Raw genomic sequence first — 20548 nt, forward strand, 5'->3', positions numbered from 1 at the left:
CGCCCATGAACTCCAACACGCCCACCCCGCTCAGCTACAAGGATGCCGGCGTCGACATCGACGCGGGTGACGCGCTGGTCGACCGCATCAAGCCCCTCGCCAAGAAGACCCTGCGCGAGGGCGTGCTGGCCGGCATCGGCGGCTTCGGCGCCCTCTTCGAGGTGCCCAAGCGCTACAAGGAGCCGGTGCTGGTGAGCGGCACCGACGGCGTCGGCACCAAGCTCAAGCTGGCCTTCGAATGGAACATGCACGACACGGTCGGCATCGACCTGGTCGCCATGAGCGTCAACGACGTGCTGGTGCAGGGCGCCGAGCCCCTGTTCTTCCTCGACTACTTCGCCTGCGGCAAGCTCGACGTGGACACCGCTGCCGCCGTCATCGGCGGCATCGCCCGCGGCTGCGAAATCTCCGGCTGCGCGCTCATCGGCGGCGAAACCGCCGAGATGCCCGGCATGTACCCGGCCGGCGAATACGACCTGGCGGGCTTCGCGGTCGGCGCGGTCGAAAAATCGAAGATCCTCACCGGCCAGAACGTGAAGCCCGGCGACGTGGTGCTGGGCCTGGCTTCGGCCGGCGTCCATTCCAACGGTTTCAGCCTGGTGCGCAAGGTGATCGAGCGTGCCGGTGCAGACCTGCCCGCCACCCTCGACGGCAAGCCCTTCCGCGAAGCGGTGATGGAACCCACGCACCTCTACGTCAAGCCGGTGCTCGAGGCGCTCGCGAAGCACCCGATCAAGGCGCTGGCCCACATCACCGGTGGCGGCCTGCTGGAAAACATTCCGCGCGTGCTGCCCGAAGGCACCGCCGCCCACCTGAAGAAGGGCAGCTGGCCGCAGACCGAACTGTTCGCCTGGCTGCAGAAGGTGGCCGGCATCGACGACATCGAGATGAACCGCACCTTCAACAACGGCATCGGCATGGTGGTGGTCATCGACGCGGCCGATGCCGCTGCCTGCGCTGCCACCCTGCGCGCCGCTGGCGAGTCGGTGCACGAGATCGGTGTCATCGCCGCGCGCGGCACCGGCGCCGCGGTGGTCGTGGCCTGAGCACGCCTGCCAGCGTGAGTGCGCCCGTCGCCGCCCCGTCGCGCCCCCTGGTGATCGGCAGCTACCTGCTGATCGCCGGCGCGCTGCTGCTGGTGATGTGGCACGGGCTGCTGCCCGGCCTGCTGTGCGTGTGCATCGGCTTCCTGGCCACACGACGGCTGGCACGCGGGCTCGACGCCGTGATCCGGCGCCGCCGTGCTGCGCTCCAGCCGCCCTTCACCTCGGCGCTGGCACGGGCCGCCGCGGCCACGCTGGTGATGCTGGCGCCGCTGGTGGTGATGGCGCTGGCCTTCTCCCAGGCGCGCGAGTTCGTGCTCAACGCGCCCGACCAGTACAAGGAACTGCTCGACTACATCGCCCGCACGGTGCTCGAGCTGCGCCTGAAGCTGCCGCCCGACATGGCGGTTTATCTGCCCGAAGGCGCGGCCGACGTGCAGCGCCTTGTGGCCGGCTATCTGCGCGCACAGGCCGGCATGCTGGCGCTCACCGGCCGGGCCTGGCTGGGCGGACTGCTCTTCGCCTATGTCGGTCTGCTGGTCGGTGCACTGGCCGGCGCCGGCATGGCATCGCTCGGCAGTGGCCCGCTGACGGTGCTGCTGCGGCAGCGCATCACCCTGTTCGGCGAAGCCTTCGGGCAGATCGTCGCGGCGCAGTTCTGGATTGCTGCTTTCAACGCGCTGCTGACGACCGTCTTCCTGCTGTTCGTCCTGCCGCTGTGGGACCTGCGCCTGCCCTACACACCGGCGCTGATCACGCTGACCTTCGTGGCCGGCCTGGTGCCGATCGTCGGCAACCTGCTGTGCAATGCGGTCATCACGATGGTCGGGCTGTCGGTGTCGCCCATCGCCGCGCTCGCCTGCCTGCTCTTCCTGATCCTGATCCACAAGGCGGAGTACGTGATCAACGCCAAGGTGGTGGGCAGCCGCACGCAGATGGCCGTGTGGGAGCTGCTGGCCGTGATGTTCATGGCCGAGGCCGTGTTCGGCCCCGCCGGCCTGGTGGCGGCGCCGCTGTTCTACGCCTACCTGAAGAAAGAGCTGCAGGCTGCCCAGCTGGTCTGAGCGGCCCCGCGGTGCCGCGCCGCCGCGCGCGCAACCTTCGCTTTTCCTCTCTTCCTTGGGCATCCGCCGATCCTGCATCGGCCCCATGGACATCCCTGTGGACACGGTGCGGTCACTTTGCTATCGTATTGTGGACGGCGTACACAAGGTACACGAATCGGCCGTCACGGCGCGTGCCTTCTGTCCCACCCCCTGCTCCAAGGAGACCCCATGTCCTCTTTCAACGCGTACCTTTTCTTCGACGGCACGGCGGCGCAGGCCATGCTCTTCTACCAACGCGTGCTCGGCGGCAAGCTCGACGTGATGACCTTCGCGCAGATGCCGGGCGCCGAGCAGCAGACGATGTCGGCCGCCACGGCCGCGCGCGTGATGCATGCGATGCTGAGCTTCGACGGCGGCCAGCTGATGGCCTCGGACACCATGGAAGGCCAGCCCTACGAGGGCATGAAGGGCTTTTCGCTCACGATCAACAAGGACACGGCGGCCGAAGCCGAACAGGTGTTCGCGGCCTTGGCCGAAGGCGGCCAGGTCACGATGCCGATCGCCCCGACCTTCTGGGCCGAACGCTTCGGCATGTGCAACGACCGCTTCGGCACGCCGTGGATGGTCAACGGCGGCATGCAGCAGCATGGCTGAAGCCGCAGCACCGATGGCGGGGCAGGCGCGGGCGCCGGCCGACGAGCGCCACCGCTGGCTGGCGCTGATGGTGCTGTGCCTGGGCGTGCTGATGATCGTGCTGGACACGACCATCGTGAACGTCGCCCTGCCCTCGATCCGCGAAGACCTCGGCTTCAGCGAAACCACGCTGGTGTGGGTGGTGAACGCCTACATGCTGAGCTTCGGCGGCTTCCTGCTGCTGGGCGGGCGGCTGGGCGACCTGTTCGGCCATCGGCGGATGTTCCTGGCCGGCATCGTGCTGTTCACCATCGCCTCGCTGGCCTGTGGCCTCGCGAACACGCAGGCGCTGCTGATCGCGGCGCGCGCGGTGCAGGGCCTGGGCGGCGCGGTGGTGTCGGCCGTGTCGCTCTCGCTGATCATGAATCTCTTCACCGAGCCGGCTGACCGTGCCAAGGCCATGGGCGTCTACGGCTTCGTCTGCGCGGGCGGCGGCAGCATCGGCGTGCTGCTGGGCGGGCTGCTGACCGGCGCGCTCAGCTGGCACTGGATCTTCCTGGTGAACCTGCCGATCGGCGTCGCCGTGTATGCGCTGTGTGTCGCGTTGTTGCCGGTGCATCGCGGCCGCCGCGCCGCGGTGCGGCTCGACGTGGCCGGCGCGGTGAGCGTGACCGCGGCGCTGATGCTCGCGGTCTATGGCGTCATCGACGGCAACGAGGCCGGCTGGGGTTCGACGCAGACGCTCGTGCTGATGGGCGCGGCGGTGGTGCTGTTCGTCGTCTTCCTGGTGGTCGAGTCGCGGGTGCACGACCCACTGGTGCCGCTGGGGCTGTTCCGGCTGCGCAACGTGGCGACCGCCAACGTGGCCGGCGTGCTGTGGGCCGCGGCGATGTTCGCCTGGTTCTTCATCTCGGCGCTCTACCTGCAGCTGGTGCTCGGCTACAGCCCGATGCAGGTCGGCCTGGCCTTCCTGCCGGCCAACCTGATCATGGCCGTCTTCTCGGTCGGGCTGTCGGCCAAGCTGGTGATGCGCTTCGGCATCCGCTGGCCGCTCGCGCTCGGGCTGCTCATCGCGGCGGTGGGCCTGGCGTGCTTCGCGCGCGCGCCGGTGGGCGGCGACTTCGTCGTGCATGTGCTGCCCGGCATGCTGCTGCTCGGCCTGGGTGCCGGCATCGCCTTCAACCCGATGCTTCTGGCCGCCATGAGCGACGTGCGCCCCGAGGACGCCGGCCTGGCGTCCGGCGTGGTCAACACCGCCTTCATGATGGGCGGCTCGCTCGGCCTGGCGGTGCTGGCCAGCCTGGCGGCGGCGCGCACCGGCACACAGCTGGCATCCGGCGCGCCGCAGGCCGTGGCACTGAACGCGGGCTACCAGCTGGCTTTTGTCGTCGGCGCCGTGTTCGCCGCCGCGGCGGCCCTGCTCGGCGCAGTGTTCCTGCGCCCCGCTGCGGGAGCACCGGCCAGCGGCGCAGGAAGCGCCCACGCATGAGCCCGCCCATCCACCTGCTGCTGATGCTTCGTTCGGCCCTGCTTTTCCACACCCACAGGAGATCGCCCATGCCCCGCTACGTCGATGGATTCGTGCTGCCGGTTCCCAAGGACAACATCGAGGCCTACCGCAAGGTCGCGCGCAAGGCCGGCAAGATCTGGCGCGAGCACGGCGCGCTGGAATACGTCGAGTGCATCGCCGACGACGTGAAGCCCGGCAAGCGCACCTCCTTCCCGCAGAGCGTGAAGCTCAAGCCCGACGAGGTGGTGGTGTTCTCGTGGATCGTCTACCCCTCGCGCAAGCAGCGCGACGCCATCAACGCCAAGGTGATGGCCGACCCGCGGCTGAAGTCGATGATGGACCCGAAGTCGATGCCTTTCGACATGCAGCGCATGTTCTTCGGCGGCTTCAAGACGCTGGTCGAGCTCTGAAAGGACTGCACGCCGATGTCCTGAATTGATCGATAGAGGTCCGGCACGGCACGGACGGCGAGCAGACTGCACCGGAGAATTGGGCGCATCATCCATCCCAACGACGCACCTGCTGCTATGAAAACCTGTCTGATAGTGATCGATGTCCAGGAATCGTTCCGCCACCGCCCCTACGCCACCGAACGCGACATGGGCGCCTACCTGACAGCGCAGAACGCGCTGATCGAGGGTTGCCGCGAGGCCGGCGTGCCCATCGTGCGGGTGTTCCACGTCGACGGGCCCACCACGGCCGACAACCCCTTCGCCGTCGAATCGGGCCACGTGCGTCCCCTCGAAGGCCTGGCGCCGTTCGACGCGGCCGAGACCTTCACCAAGCACCGCCACAGCGCGCTGGTCAACACCGGGCTCGATGTGTGGCTGACGCAGAACGGCATCGGCCGACTGATCGTGAGCGGCATCCGCACCGAGCAATGCTGCGAGACGACGACGCGCCACGCGTCCGACCTCGGCTGGCAGGTCGACTATGTGACCGACGCCACACTCACCTTCGACATGACGCAGCCCGACGGCCGGCCGCTCTCGGCCGCCGAGATCAAGGACCGCACGGCCACCGTGCTGCAGGGCCGCTTCGCCACGCTGTGCAGCGTGCCGCAGGCCCTGGAACGGGCCGGCGCATTGCAGGCGGCTTGAAGGCGCATCGCGTTGAACGCCGAGCCGCCGATCCGCGTCGTCTTCGCCCTGCTGCCGAACAGCCTGGTACTCGACTGGGCCGGGCCGGCGGAAGCGCTGCGCATCGCCAACCAGCTGCTGCGTGCCAGCGGGCAGCCCGAGCGCTTCGCCATCGACTTCGTGTCGCCCACGCCGAGCAGCATCGGCTCGGTCGGCATCACGCTCAGCGGCCTGGCGCCACTGCCGACGGCCTGGGACGGACCCGCCTGGATCGTGCTGGTCGGCCTGCCCGGCCGCATCATCGAGGTCGACGGCGACGAGGCGCGGGCGCTGCTGCACTGGCTCGGCGGGCAGCGGCTCCAGGCCGGTCGGCTGGAACTAGTCACCGTGTGCGCCGGCACCTTGCTCGCGGCGCATGCCGGCCTGCTGGCCGGCCGCCGGGCGACCACGCACCACCACCACCTCGACGAGCTGCGCGCGGTGGCGCCCGACTGCGAGGTGGTCGCCAACCGCGTCTTCGTGCTCGACCCGCCGGTCAGCAGCAGCGCCGGCGTGACCACCGGCATCGACCTGCTGCTGCACCGCATCGGCGAGGTCTGCGGCGAGGCACTGGCCGCCCAGGTGGCGCAGACGATGGTGGTGGCGCTGCGGCGCGGCCCGCACGACCCGGAGCTGTCGCCCTTCCTGGCACACCGCCATCACCTGCACGCGGCGCTGCACCGCGTCCAGGACGCGGTGAGCGCGCAGCCGCAAGCCGACTGGACGGTGCCGCGCATGGCCGAGGTGGCGCACACCTCGCCCCGGCACCTCACCCGCCTGTTCATGGACCATGCCGGCGTGGCGCCGCTGGCTTACCTGCGCCGGCTTCGCCTGGCGACCGCGCAACTGGCGCTGCAGGCCGGCGCCAATGTCACGCGGGCGGCAGAGCAGTCCGGCTTCGGTTCCGACACCCAGCTGCGCCGCGCCTGGCGCCAGTTCGGCCTGCCGGGCTCGCCCTCGTCGGCAACGGCCGGCCGCTGACGCGCGGCCCAGCTGCCCTTCAGGTCTTCAGGGCGTGCCGCTTCCGCGCTGCGGTGCCAGCGCCGCGGCAACCGGCGTCTCGGAAGCACCGCCGCGCAGCCATTCCTCGGCATGGGTGCCCAGCGCATCGATCTGCAACGCGATCAGGCCCAGCTGGGTGCGCACCAGGCTCACTGCCTCCTGCGCATCGGTGTCGGCCGGCCCCACCCGCGCCAGCGCCTCGCGCAGCGGGCTCGCCGCCGCGGGGCCCGCCGCGTCGGGCGTCCCACGGACGAAGGCCTGCGCCTGCGCTTCCAACGCCGCGGCGGCCCCTTCGATGCTGTCGAACAAGGCCGATGCGGAACGCGCCTCGGCCAGCGAGGTGCGATGCGCGCCGAGCGCCGAGACGTAGCTCAGCAGCGTGTGCGAGCGGATCAGAAAGCGCAGCGCCACACCGGCATGCGGCCGTACCACGCCGGGCTCGCGAAACATGTCGCTCACCGCGCTCGACAGCGCCGCATCGGCGTTGTGCGCATTGCGCCGGGCCAGCCGGTAGGCCAGATCATCGCGGGCGCCCGAGCGGTACTGCGCCGCGATCTGTCGCAGGTAGGCCGCATGCGTCTGCAAGGCGGCCGCCGCCAGCTCGTTGATGCGGCGCGCCGCCCAGTGCGGCAGCACCAGCACCATCGCCAGGCCCGCCAGCGCGCTGCCGATGGCGGTGTCGATCAGGCGGGGCCACAGCAGCAGGCCGCCGTCGCCGACCTGGTTGAAGAACATCAGCACCAGCAGCGTCACGGCCGCGGTCGCCAGCAGGTAGCGGCGGGCCCGCGCGCCGAAGAAGAACACGCCCGCTGCCACCGCCACTAGCGCCTGCAGCCACGGCTGCGGAAAGAGCGTGAGCACCGCCCAGCCCACCACCACGCCGAGCGCGGTGCCGGCCACGCGCTCGGCCATCCGCGCCATCGTGTCGCCGTAGGTCGGCTGGATGACGAAGAGCGTGGTCAGCAGGATCCAGTAGCCCTGCACCGGGTGGATCAGCAACATCACGCCGTAGCCGGCGACCAGCGCGGCGGCCAGCCGCACCGCGTGGCGGAACAGCGGCGAGCGCGGCGTGAGCTGGCGCCGTACGCGCTCGACGGCGTCGCGCCCGCTGCGCGGCGAGCGGTCGTACAGATCCATGTCGGTCCGCCCGGCCTGTGCCGCCGGCTGGCTGGCGCCGGCGAGCTGGCCGTCGAGCTGCGCCAGGTTGCGCGCCAGCGCCTCGACCGAGGCCAGCAGCGCCAGGCGCTGCGGCGTGTCGGCGCGGGTGCGCTCGTGCGCGATGGCGCTTCGCAGGTCCGCCAGCGCCTGCACCGTGGCCCCGCCGCTCACGAAAGGCTCGCGCCGCGCGATCGAGCCGGCCAGGCGCCGGCAGGCATCGGCCTGCAGCGCCAGCACGCGCTGGCAGCGGTAGAGCACGTCGCTGTGGAAGAAGGCGTCGGCCAGCGCGTTGTAGTCGTCGTGCGAGGAGCTGGCACGCTCGTGCACGTCCTGCGCGATGAGGTAAAGGCCGCGGTAGCGCGTGAGGCGGCCGGTCGGCGTGCGCGGGCCGATGCGTCGGAAGATGCTTTCCTTCGCGGCATTGAGTGCGGCCACGAGGTCGGTGTTGAGTTGGGCCAGCGACAAGCGCTTGCGCTCGATGTCGACACCGCGCACCGGCTCGAACAACGAGGCCTTGAAGCCGACATAGTCCGCCAGCGAATGGAAGAGCTTGACCAGCAGCGCCTGCACCGGCTCGGCCGGAAAGAGCGCCGCCCAGCCCACCGACCAGGCGCCGTACCAGGCGGCACCCGAGAGCAGCAGCGCGACCTCGTGCCAGCGCGGCTCGGTGCCTGCGGCGTGGTCGAGGCTCAGCGTCGCATACATCGCGAGGATCAGCGTGGCATGGCCGATGGCCTTGAAGCGCGCCTCGATCGCGCCCAGCATGGTGAGCACGAAGGCCGCGACCGCCAGGCCGGCGATGAACAGCACCGGTCGGCCGAACAGCGCCTCGACGGCGAAGGCCATCAGCGAGAAGCACAGCAATGTGACGGCCTGGGCGCGCCAGCGGCCCTGCCAGCTGTCGTCGGTTTCGGCCAGGGCGCTGGCGATGATGCCGAGCGCCAGCGGAATGAGGGCATGCGGATGGTCTGAGCCGACGCACAGGATCATCACGCTGCCCAGCGCCAGCAGCACCCGCAGCGGCTGGCCGCCGGCGGCGAACAGCCAGCGGCGTGGCGACAGGGCAAGCGCAGGATCGGTCATGACCGGATGCTGCAGGATGCGTGCCACCGCGCAGGGCGGCGCGCGCCGGCATCAGGTGTCGAGGTAGCCGGAAAAGCGCAGCACGTGCCCGTCGGGCTCGCGCACCGCGAATTCGCGCAGGCCCCAGGGCTGCGAGGTCGGCGGCTCGATGATCTCGACGCCGCGCTTCACATACGTGGCATGCAGGCCGTCGAGGTCGTAGCCGACGTGGATCACGATCTCGCCGCGCCAGGGCCTGGCCTCGCGAACATTGACCTGCCAGAGGCGCAGGTAGACCGGGTCGCCATAGCTGCGGTCGCCCGGTGCGGCGCCGGTGGGCACATGCTTCACGCGGGCGTAGCTCGGCGGCTCGCCGGCGATGAAGTCGAGTTCGAAGCCGAGCACATCGCAGAAATAGCGGGCGGCACGCGCCGCGTCGGCCACCGGGAGCACCGGCTGCACGCCATGGAACTGATGGCGCGTGCCGAGATCGACACCCATCAGTTCAGCGCCCGGCGAAGGGCAGCCACGCGTTCGGCGATCGCATCGATGTCGAGCGCGTCTTCGGCATGGCGCAGGTAGGTTTCGAGGTCGCGCACTGCGGACGCCGTGTTGCCCTGCGCCGCGTGCGCCAGGCCGCGGTCGCGGTGCTCGCCCCAGGCTTCGGGCAGCAGCGCGACCAGTCGGTCCTGCACGGCGATGGCGCGCTGCCAGTCTTCCTGGGCGCGGTGCACTTCCTTCAGGTTGCGCAGCATGCGGCCGATGATCTCGCGCGGCGTGGCGGGCTGCAGGTAAAGGCCGAGCGGCACGTCGAAGTCGCCGACCAGTCCGTTGCTGCGTTTGTAGGGCTCGAGCCGCTCGCTCAGGTCCTCGCGCGAGAGCGACTTGCCGGTGAACGGGTCGATCACCACCTGGCCCCGCGGCAGCGCGACCTTCATCATGAAGTGGCCGGGGAACGCGATGCCGCGCGCCTGCAGGTCCAGGCCCTGGGCCAGTTCCATCCAGAGCACCGCGAGCGAGATCGGAATACCCCGACGGGTGCGCAACACGGCGTTCAGGTAGCTGTTGTCGGGGTCGTAGTAGTCGTTGACATTGCCGCCGAAGCTCAGGTCGTGGAAGAAGAACTGGTTGAGCGCGCGCAGCCGCGCCAGTGGCGCCGCGTCGGCCGGCAGGCGGCGCTTGAGCCGCGCCAGCAGCTGGTCGACGTCGCCGAGCACCTGCTGCACATCGAGGTCGGGGTACTCGTCCTGCGCCAGCGACGCGGCGGTTTCGAGCAGGGGAAAGTGCTCGTCGCTCTTGACCAGCGAGTCGAAATATTCAAGGGCGGTCGGCGCCGAGAAGCTGAACGTCATGGGGCCTTTGTAGAGGAGCGCGCCGGGAGCGTCAAGGCGGCGATGCCACGTTGCGCCTATCGTTTGATGAAACTTCGAAGCCGAAGACCGAGCCCGGCCAACGCCCCGAAGTACAGCAGGCCGGCGCCGCCGATGAAGAGCGCCAGCAGACCGATGCGCTGCAACCGCGCCGCGCGCAACGCCACCCAGTCGAAATGCTGCGCACCCCAGTACAACAGAAGGCCTAGCAGCGCCGCGGCCGCCAGCACCTGCAACACGAACTTGCCCCAGCCGGGCTCGGGCGTGTAGCTGCCACGGCGCACCAGCCCGGCCAGCAGCCACAGCGCGTTGACCACGGCGCCGATCGCGATCGTCAGCGTCAGCGCCGCATGCTGCAGCAGCGGCACGAAAATCAGGTTGAGCAACTGGGTGAAGACCAGCACGCCGACGGCGATCTGCATGGGCGAGCGCATGTCGTGCCGCGCGTAGTAGCCCGGCGCCAGCACCTTGATCGCCACGATGCCCACCAGGCCGGCCCCGTAGCCCATCAGCGCAACGGTGGTGCGCTGGACGTCCGTCTCGCTGAAGGCGCCGTTGTGGAACAGCACCGCGACCAGAGGGCGCGAGAACACCAGCAGCGCCACCGCGCAAGGCACCGACAGCAGTACCACGAGGCGCAGGCCCCAGTCGAGCAGGGAGGAATAGCGCCGGTCGTCCTTTGCGGCCCGGGCGCCGGCCAGTTGCGGCATCAGCACCACGCCCAGGGCCACGCCGAGCATCGCGGTCGGAAATTCCATCAGGCGGTCGGCATAGCTCACCCAGGTCACGCTGCCGGGCGCCAGGTGCGAGGCGATCTGGGTGTTGATGAGCAGGGAGATCTGCGCCACGCTGACGCCGATCAGCGCCGGCAGCATCAGCTTGAGGATCTTGCGTGTCGGCGGATCGCTCCAGGCGGTGCGCAGCGCGCGCCAACCCAGCCCGATGCGCGGCAGCATGCCGATGCGGCGCAGCGCGGGCAGCTGGATGCCCAGCTGCAGGGCCCCACCCACCATCACGCCGACGCATTGGGCGTAGATCGGCTCGATGCCCCAGCGCCGGAACAGCGGCGCGCCGACCAAGATCGAGGCAATCAGCGCCAGATTGAGCAGCACCGGCGAGGCCGCGGGCACCGCGAACTTGCGCCAGGTGTTGAGCACGCCGCCGGCCAGCGCCACCAGCGACATGAAGAAGATGTAGGGGAACATCCAGCGCGTCATGAACACCGCCGCGTCGTAGCCGTGCGGCGTCTGCTTCAGGCCACTGGCCATCGCCCACAGCAGGAGCGGCGCGCCCACCACGCCGGCAAGGCACAGCAGCACCAGCGCCCAGGTCAGCAGCGTCGCAACATGATCGACCAGCGCCCGCGCGCCGGCGTCGCCTTGCTCGGTGCGGGTGGCCGACAGCACCGGCACGAAGGCCTGGGTGAAGGCGCCCTCCCCCAGCACCCGGCGAAACAGGTTGGGAATGCGAAAAGCCACATTGAAGGCGTCGGTCAGCGCGCTGACGCCGAACACCGACGCCATCAACAGGTCGCGAACGAGCCCGGTGACCCGGGAAGCGAGCGTCAGGAGCGAAACGGTGGAGGCGGATTTGAGCAGGGACACGGCGCCGGAGTGTAGGCCCCGGCACGTCGGAGACCCCGCGAAATCGGGCACCTTGGAGGCGCGTCAGGGCTCGGGCTATAATGTTCGGCTTTGCTGCATCATCCCCAGACACCAGGAACCTAAAACATGGCATCCGCAAAACCCAAGAAAAAGAACCCGCGCCTCGCGTCGGGCCGCAAGCGCGTCCGCCAGGACGTCAAGCTCAACGCCGCGAACACCTCGCTGCGTTCCAAGTACCGGACCGCGGTCAAGAACGTCGAGAAGGCCGTGCTGGCCGGCGACAAGACCAAGGCCACCGAACTCTTCGCGAAGGCCCAGAGCATCGTCGACACCGTCGCCGACAAGGGCATCTTCCACAAGAACAAGGCTGCGCGCGACAAGAGTCGCCTCTCGGCCAAGGTCAAGGCACTCGCCCTGGCCGCACCGGCGCAAGCCGCCGCCTGACCTTCCGTCAGGCCAAGCCCGGACCGGTTCGCCGGTCCGCCGTTTGACAGGGGTGCGCTGCAGCAAAAGTGAAAAACCGCCTTCGGGCGGTTTTTTCATGGGCGTCGATTTGTCCATCGGATGAAAAACCAACAAGCGCGCGGACGCATCGTGCAGATCTGCGCAGTTTTTCTTGCGAACCACCCTATCGGAAATGTCGCCAATTGCCGATAGCAATACCGGGGGCCTGCACCCAGCGATACCGCCTCTACCAATACCACCCGGGGACACCGTGAACACCACAGTTCTGAACGAAATCGACGAGCGCACCAATCTCACCAGCAGCAACAGGTTGGAACTGCTGTTGTTTCGCCTCGGTGAAGCGCCGCAATCGGACCGACGGGAACTGTTCGGCATCAATGTGTTCAAGGTGCGCGAGATCATGGTGACGCCGCCGATCACGGCGGTCGCGGGCTCATCGCCCCATGTGCTCGGCGTGACCAATATCCGGGGTCAATTGATGCCGGTGATCGACCTGCCAAGTGCTGTGGGATGCGTGCCGAAAAACGGACGAAACATCCTGCTCGTGACCGAATATGCACGGACAACCCAGGCGTTCGCCGTCGAAGAGGTGGACGAAATCGTGCGACTCGAATGGAGCCAGGTGCTGTCTGCCGAGGGAAGCACATCGGCCAGCGGCTTGATCACCAGCATCGCCCTGCTGGATGGCGACATCCACGGCACACGGTTGGCGCAGGTTCTGGACGTCGAGCAGATCCTGCGCACCGTGTTGCCGCCGGCCGCCGAGGACACGAAGGCCGACGCGGTCGATGTGAAGGTCCAGTTGCGCCCCGGCTCCGTGATCCTGGCGGCGGACGATTCGATGCTGGCCCGTTCCCTGATCCAGCATGGACTGGACGCGATGGGCGCGGCACACGTGATGACGAAGTCCGGAAAAGAGGCCTGGGATCGGCTCGAGGCGATGGCCGATGCCGCACAAGCCGAGGGCAAGACTGCCGCCGACAAAATCGCGCTGGTCTTGACCGACCTGGAGATGCCCGAGATGGACGGCTTCACCCTGACGCGGAAGATCAAGGCCGACCCACGCTTTGCCTCGATCCCTGTGGTGATCCATTCATCGCTCACGGGCACGACGAACGAGGTCCACGCCAAGGGCGTCGGAGCGGATGCCTTCGTCGGCAAGTTCGTCGCGCAGGAACTGGCCGAGACCATCGAGCGAATGCTGGTGGCCGCGCGACGCTAGAAGCGAATCGCCCCGGAAGGCGCCGGGCCGCGCTTCAGGGCTTGGCCGGGGGTGGCGTGTCGGGGACGACGCAGGCTTCGGCGATCTGCAGGCCGTTGTCGCGCGCGAAATTCATGACGAAGTCCCAGGCCATGACGTCGTGCTCGCGCAGGTCGGTGTGGACGATCACGCACTTCACGCCGCCGATGCTGGTCGGCACGCACCAGGGGGAGTAGCTCAGGTGGCTGCCCGGCGTGGCGCCACCGGGGCGGAACGGACTCATGACGCCAGCGAGCCGTTCGGCCCAGTCGCTCGGGCGAAAGGTGCGCCCGTCGGACGTGATGCCCTGGATGAAAACTTCTTTGGCGCGGGGAGAAATCATCGGTGGGAAAGGAGCGCCGCGCGCGGTGTGCTGCGACGCACAAGATTCTATCCGCCGCCCCGCGCAACGGCAGGCCGGCCGACATTGCTGCAATGCGGAATCGGCAACAAAGCCGCGAGGACCGCCGCCTAGAATCGCCTTCCCTTCCCCGGAGAACCGCATGAGCGCCCTTGCTGTCGAACCCACCTCGCCCCACGTCATGAACACCTACGGTCGCCTGCCGATCGCGCTGTCGCACGGCCAGGGCTGCCGAGTCTGGGACACGAACGGGCGCGCCTACCTCGATGGGCTGGGCGGCATCGCGGTCAACACGCTGGGCCACAACCATCCCGAGCTGGTGCCCGCGCTGCAGGATCAGCTTGCGAAGATCATCCACAGCTGCAACTACTACCATGTGCCGGGCCAGGAAAAACTGGCCACCAAGCTGACCGAACTGGCCGGCATGACCAACGCCTTCTTCTGCTGCACCGGCCTGGAAGCCAATGAAGCCGCGCTGAAGCTGGCGCGCAAGTTCGGCCACGACAAGGGCATCGAGCGCCCCGAGATCGTGGTGTACGAGGCGGCCTTCCACGGCCGCTCGATCGCCACGCTGTCGGCCACCGGCAATCCGAAGATCCAGAAGGGCTTCGGCCCGCTGGTCGAGGGCTTCATCCGCGTGCCGCTGAACGACATCGAGGCACTGAAGAAGGCGACCGAAGGCAACCCGAACGTGGTGGCCGTGTTCTTCGAGGCCATCCAGGGCGAAGGCGGCATCCACCCGATGGCGCTGGAATACATGCGGCAGGTGCGTGCCCTGTGCGACGAGCGCGACTGGCTCATGATGATCGACGAGGTGCAATGCGGCATGGGCCGCACCGGCAAGTGGTTCGCGCACCAGTGGGCCGGCATCGTGCCCGACGTGATGCCGCTGGCCAAGGGCCTGGGCTCGGGCGTGCCGATCGGCGCCGTGGTGGCCGGCCCGCGCGCCGCGAACATCTTCGGCCCCGGCAACCATGGCACGACCTTCGGCGGCAACCCGTTGGCCATGCGTGCCGGCATCGAGACCATCCGCATCATGGAAGAGCAGAAGCTGCTCGACAACGCCGCCACCGTCGGCGCTCACCTGAAAAGCGCGCTGGAGCGCGAATTCGAAGGCCTGTCCGGCGTGAAGGACGTGCGCGGCCAGGGCCTGATGCTGGGCATCGAGCTCGACCGGCCCTGCGGCGTGATCCTCAACCGCGCCTGCGACGCGGGCCTGCTGCTGTCGGTGACGGCGGACAGCGTGATCCGCCTGGTGCCGCCGCTCATCCTGAGCGTGGCCGAGGCCGACGAGATCGTCGCCATCCTCGCGCCGCTGGTCAAAGCCTTCCTCGCGGAGCCCAAGCCATGACGACCGAGCAGACGATCAGGCACTACCTGCAGTTCTCCGACCTGACGGCGGACGACTACGCCTACCTGTTCGAGCGCGCGGCGATCATCAAGAAGAAGTTCAAGGCCTACGAGCGCCACCAGCCGCTGGTCGACCGCACCCTGGCGATGATTTTCGAGAAGGCCAGCACCCGCACCCGCGTGAGCTTCGAGGCCGGCATGTACCAGCTGGGCGGCTCGGTCGTGAACCTCACGACCGGCGACAGCCAGCTGGGGCGCGCCGAGCCGATCGAGGACAGCGCCAAGGTCATCAGCCGGATGGTGGACATCGTGATGATCCGCACCTTCGGCCAGGACAAGATCGACGCCTTCGCGGCCAACTCGCGCGTGCCCGTCGTCAACGGCCTCACCAACGAGTTCCACCCCTGCCAGATCCTGGCGGACATCTTCACCTACATCGAGCACCGCGGCTCGATCCAGGGCAAGACGGTGGCCTGGGTCGGCGACGGCAACAACATGGCCAACACCTGGCTGCAGGCCGCCGACATCCTGGGCTTCACGGTGCACGTGAGCACGCCCAGCGGTTACGAGGTCGACCAGTCGATCGCCGGCATCCGCTCGGCCGAGAGCTACCAGGTCTTCAAGGACCCGATGGAAGCCTGCCGCGGCGCCGATCTGGTGACGACCGACGTCTGGACCAGCATGGGCTACGAGGCGGAGAACGAAGCCCGCAAGGCCGCCTTCGCGGACTGGTGCGTCGACACCGACATGATGCGCATCGCGCAACCCGATGCGCTCTTCATGCACTGCCTGCCGGCGCACCGCGGCGAGGAGGTCGAGGCCGACGTCATCGACGGACCGCAGTCGGTCGTCTGGGACGAGGCCGAGAACCGCATGCACGTGCAGAAGGCGCTGATGGAGTTCCTGCTGCTGGGGCGCCTGACGGCCTGAAGGTCTGAGCGCCGAGTCGGCTCTGCCCGCTGCGCGCGGCGCCTCAATGCGTCGCGCTCTTCGAGAACAGGTTGATCACCAGCACGCCCGCGACGATCAACGCCATGCCGCCGATCGCCGCGGCGTCGAGGCGCTGCTTGAAGATGAACCAGCCGACGACCGCGGTGAGCACGATGCCCACGCCGGACCAGATCGCGTAGACGACGCCGATGGGCAGCACCTTCAGCGTCAGCGACAGGCAATAGAAGGAACCGGCATACCCCACTGCCGTGACCAGGCTGGGCCACAGCCGCGTGAAGCCTTCGGAGGCCTTGAGGAAGGATGTGGCGATGATTTCCAGGACGATCGCGGCGCCGAGGATGAGGTACGTGCTCATGCAGTTTGCGGCTCGGTGGATGACATGGCGAGCAGGGATTTTCCGAGCGATGCGCGCTGCGACGCCGTGAGCTTGTAGACGCCCAGCAGATCGGACAGCCAGAGCCCGTCCGCCGCCAGACGCATGATGAGTTCGGCGTTGTTCGTGGCCGCATCGTCGGCCCGGTTCTCGGCCACCCAGCCGCTCCAGCGTTCGGCAACGGCCCGGTCGATCACCGCCGCGACGAGGATCGCGCGCCAATGCGCCTGTTCACTCGCCTCGCCGGCGCCGTGCAAGGTGGCGCGCACATAGGCCCGTGCCGCGCTGCCGGGGCCGGTGTCGCCTTCCTGCGCGACCGCCAGCTCCTTCTGGAACTGCTGCATGTAGCTGTCGCACATGTCCGACAGCAACTGCTCGCGCGTGCCGAAGTGATGCTGCACTGCGCCCTTGGTCACACCGGCGAGTTCGGCCACGGTGGCCATGGAAAGCGGCTCGCCGTGCGCGAGCAACTCGGCGGCGGCGGCGATGAGGTTGGCACGGACCGCATCGGGGTCCTTGCGTCGGCGATGAGCTTCAGACATCGCGTCAGTCTAACATTACGAAAGGAATGTTTTTAGGGACCCCTTTTTTCCGGCTTGCTATTTACCTGTCGACTTGATATGTGTACTCTGTCCACAAATCGAAGGAGCAGCCCATGAACTACCCGGAGATCGTTGCGCGCCAGCACTGGCAAGCCGCCCGCGACGTGTTGCTGAAGGAAGAGAAGGAACTCAGCCGTGCCCACGACGCGCTGAACGCACGGCGGCGCCAGCTGCCGATGACGGAGATCACGCGCGACTACGTCTTCCGTTCGACGACCCGCCGCGACTTGCGGCTGATCGATCTGTTCGAAGGGCGGGACCAACTCGTCGTCTATCACAACATGCTCACGGCGGACCACATCTGCCCGGGCTGCTCGCTCTTCAGCGACAACCTGATGAACGACTTCTCGCACCTGCATGCACGGCGCACCACCTTCGTGATGGTGGCGCGCGCCAGCGTGCCGCGCATCGAGGCGGTCAAGCAGCGCATGGGGTGGACCTTTCCGTGGGTGTCCTGCGAGGGCACCGACTTTCATGAGGATCTGGTGACGGCGCAGAACGACGCGTACTTCGGCCTGTCGGTCTTCATTCAGAAAAACGGACGCGTGTTCCAGACCTGGTTCACCTCCGGCCGCGGCGTCGAGGAGGCCAGCAACACCTTCAAGCTGCTCGACCTCACGCCCTGGGGCCGGCAGGAAAGCTGGGAGCGCTCGCCGCCCGGCTGGCCGCAGGAGCCGACCTTCAGCTGGACGCGGCTGCACGACGAATACACCGCCCACCCCTGAACGCTGCCCAGGCGGCGGCTGACTGAGCCCGTGCCGGCACGGGCGCCTCGGTTCCCCGCTTTTCACATGGCCGTTGGAAATAACCGACACCACGACCCACCGTGCGGCGCTAACTTTGCGCCATGTCAGTCCATCTTCCTCGGCTCTGGGACATTTCCCCCCCCGTGTACGAGGGCGCGCCGGTCTTCCCCGGCGACACGCCCTACCAGCAGCGCTGGGCCGCAAGCATCGGCCCCGGTTGCCCGGTGAACGTCAGCGAGATCACGTTGTCGCCCCACGTCGGCGCGCATGCCGACGCGCCGCTGCACTACGACCCGGCGGGCGCCACCATCGGCGACGTCGACCTCACGCCCTTCCTCGGCCGCTGCCGCGTGATCCACGCCATCGCGCGTGGCCCGCTCATCGAATGGGCGCACATCGAACACGCCGTGGCCGACCTGCCGCCGCGCGTGCTGGTGCGCACCTACCAGCGCGCGCCGGTCGAACGCTGGGACGGCGCCCTCGCCGCCTACGCGCCCGCCACCATCGAGCGGCTTGCCGCGCTCGGCGTGACGCTGGTGGGCATCGACACGGCCAGCATCGACCCGGCCGACAGCAAGACGCTCGACAGCCACCAGGTGATTCGCCGCCTGAACCTGCGCGTGCTCGAGAACCTGGTGCTCGACGACGTGCCGGAAGGCGACTACGAACTGATCGCGCTGCCGCTCAAGCTGGTGAGCGCCGACGCTTCTCCCGTGCGCGCCGTGCTGCGCGAACTCCCCCGATGACCTCCATGACCACGACCCTCGACGACTGCCGCGCCCTCGACCGCGCCGACCCTTTGCGCGACCTGCGCGCCCTGTTCACGCTGCCCGAGGGCGTGATCTACCTCGACGGCAACTCGCTGGGCGTGATGCCGGCCGCCGCGCCGGCGCGCATCGCCGAGGTGGTGGCGCAGGAATGGGGCAACGGCTTGATCCGCTCGTGGAACACGGCGCGCTGGATCGACCTGCCGCAGCGCCTGGGCAACAAGCTCGCGCGTCTGATCGGCGCCGCGCCCGACGAGGTGATGTGCACCGACAGCACCTCGATCAACCTCTACAAGGTGCTGTTCGCCGCCATGAGCCAGGCGATCGATGGCGGCGACGCCAAGCGCCGCACCGTGGTGAGCGAGCGCAGCAACTTCCCGACCGACCTGTACATCGCCGAGTCGCTCTGCCGCGAACGCGGCTTCACGCTGAAGCTGATCGACAGCGTCGATGCCCTGCCCGCCGCGCTCACGCCCGAGGTCGCGGTGGTGATGCTCACGCACGTGAACTACCGCACCGGCGCCATGCACGACATGACGGCCGTCACCGCGGCGGCGCATGCGGTGGGCGCCCTCACCGTGTGGGACCTGGCGCACAGTGCCGGCGCGGTGCCGGTGACTCTCAACGAGAGCAACGCCGACTTCGCGATCGGCTGCGGCTACAAGTACCTCAACGGCGGGCCGGGTGCGCCGGCCTTCGTGTGGGTGAACACGCGCCATGCGAGCCGCTTCGAGCAGCCGCTGTCGGGCTGGTTCGGCCATGCGGCGCCCTTCGAGTTCACGCCGCACTACCGCCCCGCCCCGGGCGTGGCGCGCTACTTGTGCGGCACGCAGCCGATCATCAGCCTGTCGGCGCTCGAATGCGGGCTCGACACGCTGCTGGCCGCCGAGCCCTTCAACGCCGACTTCGGCCCGATGGCGGCCCTGCGCACCAAGTCGCTCGCGCTGACCGACGCCTTCATCGCGCTGGTCGAAGCGCGCTGCCCCGGCCGCTTCACGCTCGTCACGCCGCGCGACCACGCCCGGCGCGGCTCGCAGGTGTGCCTGGCGATGGCCGATGCGGCCGAAGCGCAGGGCCATGCGGCGTATGCCATCGTGCAGGCGCTCATCGCGCGCGGTGTGATCGGCGACTTCCGCGCCGGCGACGCGCAGACGCCGCACATCCTGCGCTTCGGCTTCACGCCGCTGTACCTGAGCTTCGAGGACGTGTGGGATTCGGTCGAGCATCTGGTGCAGGTGCTCGAGAAGGAAGAATGGAAGCGCCCCGAGTTCAATCAGAAGAATGCGGTGACCTGACATGAGCGAGACCGAGAAAATCGTCCAGGAAGAGAAGGCACAGCTCGACTTCAGCCAGTCGATGAGCTATGGCGACTACCTGCATCTCGACGAGATCCTGAATGCGCAGCATCCGCTCTCGCCGGCGCATGACGAGATGCTCTTCATCGTCCAGCACCAGACCAGCGAGCTGTGGATGAAGCTGATGCTGCACGAGCTGACGGCCGCCACCCGCTGCATCGCGACCGAGCAATTGCCCGACGCCTTCAAGATGCTGGCGCGCGTGAGCCGCATCATGGAACAGCTGGTCAGCGCGTGGACGGTGCTGTCGACCATGACGCCGCCCGAGTACACCGCGATGCGCCCGTACCTTGCGAGCTCCAGCGGCTTCCAGAGCGCGCAGTACCGCTGCATCGAGTTCGCACTGGGCAACAAGAACGCCGCGATGCTCAAGCCGCACGCGCACCGGGCGGACCTGCTGGCACAAGTGGATGTGGCCTACCGCGCGCCCTCGCTCTACGACGAAGCGTTGCGCCTGCTGGCGCGGCGCGGCCTGCCGGTGCCGGCCTCGCACACCGAGCGCGACTGGACCCAGCCCTACGCACCGAGCGACGAGGTCGAAGCGGCCTGGCTCGCGGTCTACCGCGACCCGCGCCAGCACTGGGACCTGTACCAGTTGGGCGAGAAGCTCACCGACATCGAGGACGCCTTCCGGCTCTGGCGCTTCCGCCACGTGACGACCGTGGAGCGCGTGATCGGCTTCAAGCGCGGCACCGGCGGCACCGGCGGCGTGAGCTACCTGCGCAAGATGCTCGACGTGGTGCTGTTCCCCGAAATCTGGGCGCTGCGCACCGACCTGTAAGCCGACCGCAC

General features: G+C 68.5%; 22 protein-coding genes. 15 read left to right on the top strand and 7 right to left on the bottom strand.

What is annotated here, in order from left to right:
* Window positions 1-5: 5 nt before the first annotated feature.
* The 7 genes from purM to ACSFBE_RS16045 all read left to right on the top strand — a co-directional run bounded on the left by purM (window position 6) and on the right by ACSFBE_RS16045 (window position 6331).
* Complete coding sequence (purM, locus tag ACSFBE_RS16015; protein ID WP_435491383.1) at window positions 6-1046, top strand: phosphoribosylformylglycinamidine cyclo-ligase; 1041 nt, start codon at window positions 6-8, stop codon at window positions 1044-1046.
* Window positions 1047-1060: 14 nt separating this feature from the next.
* Complete coding sequence (locus ACSFBE_RS16020; RefSeq protein WP_435491384.1) at window positions 1061-2107, top strand: AI-2E family transporter; 1047 nt, start codon at window positions 1061-1063, stop codon at window positions 2105-2107.
* Window positions 2108-2317: 210 nt separating this feature from the next.
* A complete protein-coding gene (locus ACSFBE_RS16025) occupies window positions 2318-2743 on the top strand; it encodes a VOC family protein (protein WP_435491385.1) in 426 nt (141 codons plus the stop codon).
* On the top strand, window positions 2736-4211 hold the full coding sequence (locus ACSFBE_RS16030) for a DHA2 family efflux MFS transporter permease subunit (protein ID WP_435491386.1): 1476 nt from the start codon (window positions 2736-2738) through the stop codon (window positions 4209-4211). Before ACSFBE_RS16025 ends, ACSFBE_RS16030 begins: the two co-directional genes overlap by 8 nt.
* Before the next feature lie 68 nt (window positions 4212-4279).
* Entirely contained in the window at window positions 4280-4642 is a 363-nt protein-coding gene (locus tag ACSFBE_RS16035) for a DUF1428 domain-containing protein (protein ID WP_435491387.1), read from the top strand.
* Between the two features lie 117 nt (window positions 4643-4759).
* The gene (locus tag ACSFBE_RS16040) at window positions 4760-5332 is read left to right on the top strand and encodes an isochorismatase family protein (protein WP_435491388.1); all 573 of its coding nucleotides are present in this window, start codon (window positions 4760-4762) and stop codon (window positions 5330-5332) included.
* Window positions 5333-5344: 12 nt separating this feature from the next.
* On the top strand, window positions 5345-6331 hold the full coding sequence (locus ACSFBE_RS16045) for a GlxA family transcriptional regulator (protein ID WP_435491389.1): 987 nt from the start codon (window positions 5345-5347) through the stop codon (window positions 6329-6331).
* A gap of 27 nt (window positions 6332-6358) precedes the next feature.
* Here the strand turns inward: ACSFBE_RS16045 and yccS are convergent, their stop codons facing one another.
* The 4 genes from yccS to murJ are packed head-to-tail and all read right to left on the bottom strand — an operon-like array spanning window position 6359 to window position 11546.
* On the bottom strand, window positions 6359-8593 hold the full coding sequence (yccS, locus tag ACSFBE_RS16050; protein WP_435491390.1) for a YccS family putative transporter: 2235 nt from the start codon (window positions 8591-8593) through the stop codon (window positions 6359-6361).
* A 51-nt stretch (window positions 8594-8644) separates the two neighbouring features.
* Window positions 8645-9073, bottom strand: coding sequence for a VOC family protein (locus ACSFBE_RS16055; RefSeq protein WP_435491391.1), 429 nt, complete (start codon window positions 9071-9073; stop codon window positions 8645-8647).
* Window positions 9073-9924, bottom strand: a complete 852-nt coding sequence (locus ACSFBE_RS16060) for a SirB1 family protein (protein WP_435491392.1) — start codon at window positions 9922-9924, stop codon at window positions 9073-9075. Before ACSFBE_RS16060 ends, ACSFBE_RS16055 begins: the two co-directional genes overlap by 1 nt.
* Before the next feature lie 56 nt (window positions 9925-9980).
* The gene (gene murJ / locus ACSFBE_RS16065) at window positions 9981-11546 is read right to left on the bottom strand and encodes a murein biosynthesis integral membrane protein MurJ (RefSeq protein WP_435491393.1); all 1566 of its coding nucleotides are present in this window, start codon (window positions 11544-11546) and stop codon (window positions 9981-9983) included.
* A gap of 126 nt (window positions 11547-11672) precedes the next feature.
* Between murJ and rpsT the strand changes: the two genes are divergently transcribed.
* A complete protein-coding gene (rpsT, locus tag ACSFBE_RS16070) occupies window positions 11673-11990 on the top strand; it encodes a 30S ribosomal protein S20 (RefSeq protein WP_435491394.1) in 318 nt (105 codons plus the stop codon).
* Between the two features lie 271 nt (window positions 11991-12261).
* On the top strand, window positions 12262-13233 hold the full coding sequence (locus tag ACSFBE_RS16075; RefSeq protein WP_435491395.1) for a chemotaxis protein: 972 nt from the start codon (window positions 12262-12264) through the stop codon (window positions 13231-13233).
* A 34-nt stretch (window positions 13234-13267) separates the two neighbouring features.
* On the opposite strand, the gene ACSFBE_RS16080 is transcribed toward ACSFBE_RS16075, so the two are convergent.
* The gene (locus ACSFBE_RS16080) at window positions 13268-13594 is read right to left on the bottom strand and encodes a DUF3579 domain-containing protein (RefSeq protein ID WP_435491396.1); all 327 of its coding nucleotides are present in this window, start codon (window positions 13592-13594) and stop codon (window positions 13268-13270) included.
* Between the two features lie 160 nt (window positions 13595-13754).
* Between ACSFBE_RS16080 and ACSFBE_RS16085 the strand changes: the two genes are divergently transcribed.
* Together ACSFBE_RS16085 and argF are read left to right on the top strand one after the other, a co-directional pair.
* Complete coding sequence (locus ACSFBE_RS16085) at window positions 13755-14963, top strand: aspartate aminotransferase family protein (RefSeq protein ID WP_435491397.1); 1209 nt, start codon at window positions 13755-13757, stop codon at window positions 14961-14963.
* A complete protein-coding gene (argF, locus tag ACSFBE_RS16090; protein WP_435491398.1) occupies window positions 14960-15892 on the top strand; it encodes an ornithine carbamoyltransferase in 933 nt (310 codons plus the stop codon). Before ACSFBE_RS16085 ends, argF begins: the two co-directional genes overlap by 4 nt.
* Window positions 15893-15935: 43 nt before the next feature.
* Here the strand turns inward: argF and ACSFBE_RS16095 are convergent, their stop codons facing one another.
* Both ACSFBE_RS16095 and ACSFBE_RS16100 read right to left on the bottom strand, forming a co-directional pair.
* Window positions 15936-16268, bottom strand: a complete 333-nt coding sequence (locus tag ACSFBE_RS16095; RefSeq protein WP_435491399.1) for an SMR family transporter — start codon at window positions 16266-16268, stop codon at window positions 15936-15938.
* On the bottom strand, window positions 16265-16828 hold the full coding sequence (locus ACSFBE_RS16100; protein WP_435491400.1) for a TetR/AcrR family transcriptional regulator: 564 nt from the start codon (window positions 16826-16828) through the stop codon (window positions 16265-16267). The genes ACSFBE_RS16095 and ACSFBE_RS16100 overlap by 4 nt, the downstream gene beginning before the upstream one ends.
* A 113-nt stretch (window positions 16829-16941) precedes the next feature.
* Between ACSFBE_RS16100 and ACSFBE_RS16105 the strand changes: the two genes are divergently transcribed.
* The 4 genes from ACSFBE_RS16105 (at window position 16942) to kynA (ending at window position 20537) form a co-directional block, all read left to right on the top strand.
* On the top strand, window positions 16942-17613 hold the full coding sequence (locus ACSFBE_RS16105; RefSeq protein WP_435491401.1) for a DUF899 domain-containing protein: 672 nt from the start codon (window positions 16942-16944) through the stop codon (window positions 17611-17613).
* A gap of 122 nt (window positions 17614-17735) precedes the next feature.
* Window positions 17736-18380: an arylformamidase gene (gene kynB, locus ACSFBE_RS16110; protein ID WP_435491402.1), complete on the top strand. Its 645-nt coding sequence runs from the start codon at window positions 17736-17738 to the stop codon at window positions 18378-18380.
* Between the two features lie 5 nt (window positions 18381-18385).
* Window positions 18386-19696 (top strand): kynureninase, encoded by a 1311-nt coding sequence (gene kynU, locus ACSFBE_RS16115; protein ID WP_435491403.1) that lies wholly within the window; start codon window positions 18386-18388, stop codon window positions 19694-19696.
* 1 nt (window position 19697) lies between these two features.
* Complete coding sequence (kynA, locus tag ACSFBE_RS16120; RefSeq protein ID WP_435491404.1) at window positions 19698-20537, top strand: tryptophan 2,3-dioxygenase; 840 nt, start codon at window positions 19698-19700, stop codon at window positions 20535-20537.
* Window positions 20538-20548: the final 11 nt, after the last annotated feature.

Source organism: Variovorax sucrosi, assembly GCF_051216635.1.
Lineage (GTDB): Bacteria > Pseudomonadota > Gammaproteobacteria > Burkholderiales > Burkholderiaceae_C > Variovorax.

Excerpts from the sequence above, each read along its gene's own strand:
- purM (WP_435491383.1), top strand. The coding sequence starts at position 6 with ATGAACTCCAACACGCCCACCCCGCTCAGCTACAAGGATGCCGGCGTC.
- ACSFBE_RS16025 (WP_435491385.1), top strand. The coding sequence starts at position 2,318 with ATGTCCTCTTTCAACGCGTACCTTTTCTTCGACGGCACGGCGGCGCAG.
- ACSFBE_RS16030 (WP_435491386.1), top strand. The coding sequence starts at position 2,736 with ATGGCTGAAGCCGCAGCACCGATGGCGGGGCAGGCGCGGGCGCCGGCC.
- ACSFBE_RS16035 (WP_435491387.1), top strand. The coding sequence starts at position 4,280 with ATGCCCCGCTACGTCGATGGATTCGTGCTGCCGGTTCCCAAGGACAAC.
- ACSFBE_RS16040 (WP_435491388.1), top strand. The coding sequence starts at position 4,760 with ATGAAAACCTGTCTGATAGTGATCGATGTCCAGGAATCGTTCCGCCAC.
- yccS (WP_435491390.1), bottom strand. The coding sequence starts at position 8,593 with ATGACCGATCCTGCGCTTGCCCTGTCGCCACGCCGCTGGCTGTTCGCC.
- ACSFBE_RS16055 (WP_435491391.1), bottom strand. The coding sequence starts at position 9,073 with ATGGGTGTCGATCTCGGCACGCGCCATCAGTTCCATGGCGTGCAGCCG.
- ACSFBE_RS16060 (WP_435491392.1), bottom strand. The coding sequence starts at position 9,924 with ATGACGTTCAGCTTCTCGGCGCCGACCGCCCTTGAATATTTCGACTCG.
- rpsT (WP_435491394.1), top strand. The coding sequence starts at position 11,673 with ATGGCATCCGCAAAACCCAAGAAAAAGAACCCGCGCCTCGCGTCGGGC.
- ACSFBE_RS16080 (WP_435491396.1), bottom strand. The coding sequence starts at position 13,594 with ATGATTTCTCCCCGCGCCAAAGAAGTTTTCATCCAGGGCATCACGTCC.
- ACSFBE_RS16085 (WP_435491397.1), top strand. The coding sequence starts at position 13,755 with ATGAGCGCCCTTGCTGTCGAACCCACCTCGCCCCACGTCATGAACACC.
- argF (WP_435491398.1), top strand. The coding sequence starts at position 14,960 with ATGACGACCGAGCAGACGATCAGGCACTACCTGCAGTTCTCCGACCTG.
- ACSFBE_RS16095 (WP_435491399.1), bottom strand. The coding sequence starts at position 16,268 with ATGAGCACGTACCTCATCCTCGGCGCCGCGATCGTCCTGGAAATCATC.
- ACSFBE_RS16100 (WP_435491400.1), bottom strand. The coding sequence starts at position 16,828 with ATGTCTGAAGCTCATCGCCGACGCAAGGACCCCGATGCGGTCCGTGCC.
- ACSFBE_RS16105 (WP_435491401.1), top strand. The coding sequence starts at position 16,942 with ATGAACTACCCGGAGATCGTTGCGCGCCAGCACTGGCAAGCCGCCCGC.
- kynB (WP_435491402.1), top strand. The coding sequence starts at position 17,736 with ATGTCAGTCCATCTTCCTCGGCTCTGGGACATTTCCCCCCCCGTGTAC.
- kynU (WP_435491403.1), top strand. The coding sequence starts at position 18,386 with ATGACCACGACCCTCGACGACTGCCGCGCCCTCGACCGCGCCGACCCT.
- kynA (WP_435491404.1), top strand. The coding sequence starts at position 19,698 with ATGAGCGAGACCGAGAAAATCGTCCAGGAAGAGAAGGCACAGCTCGAC.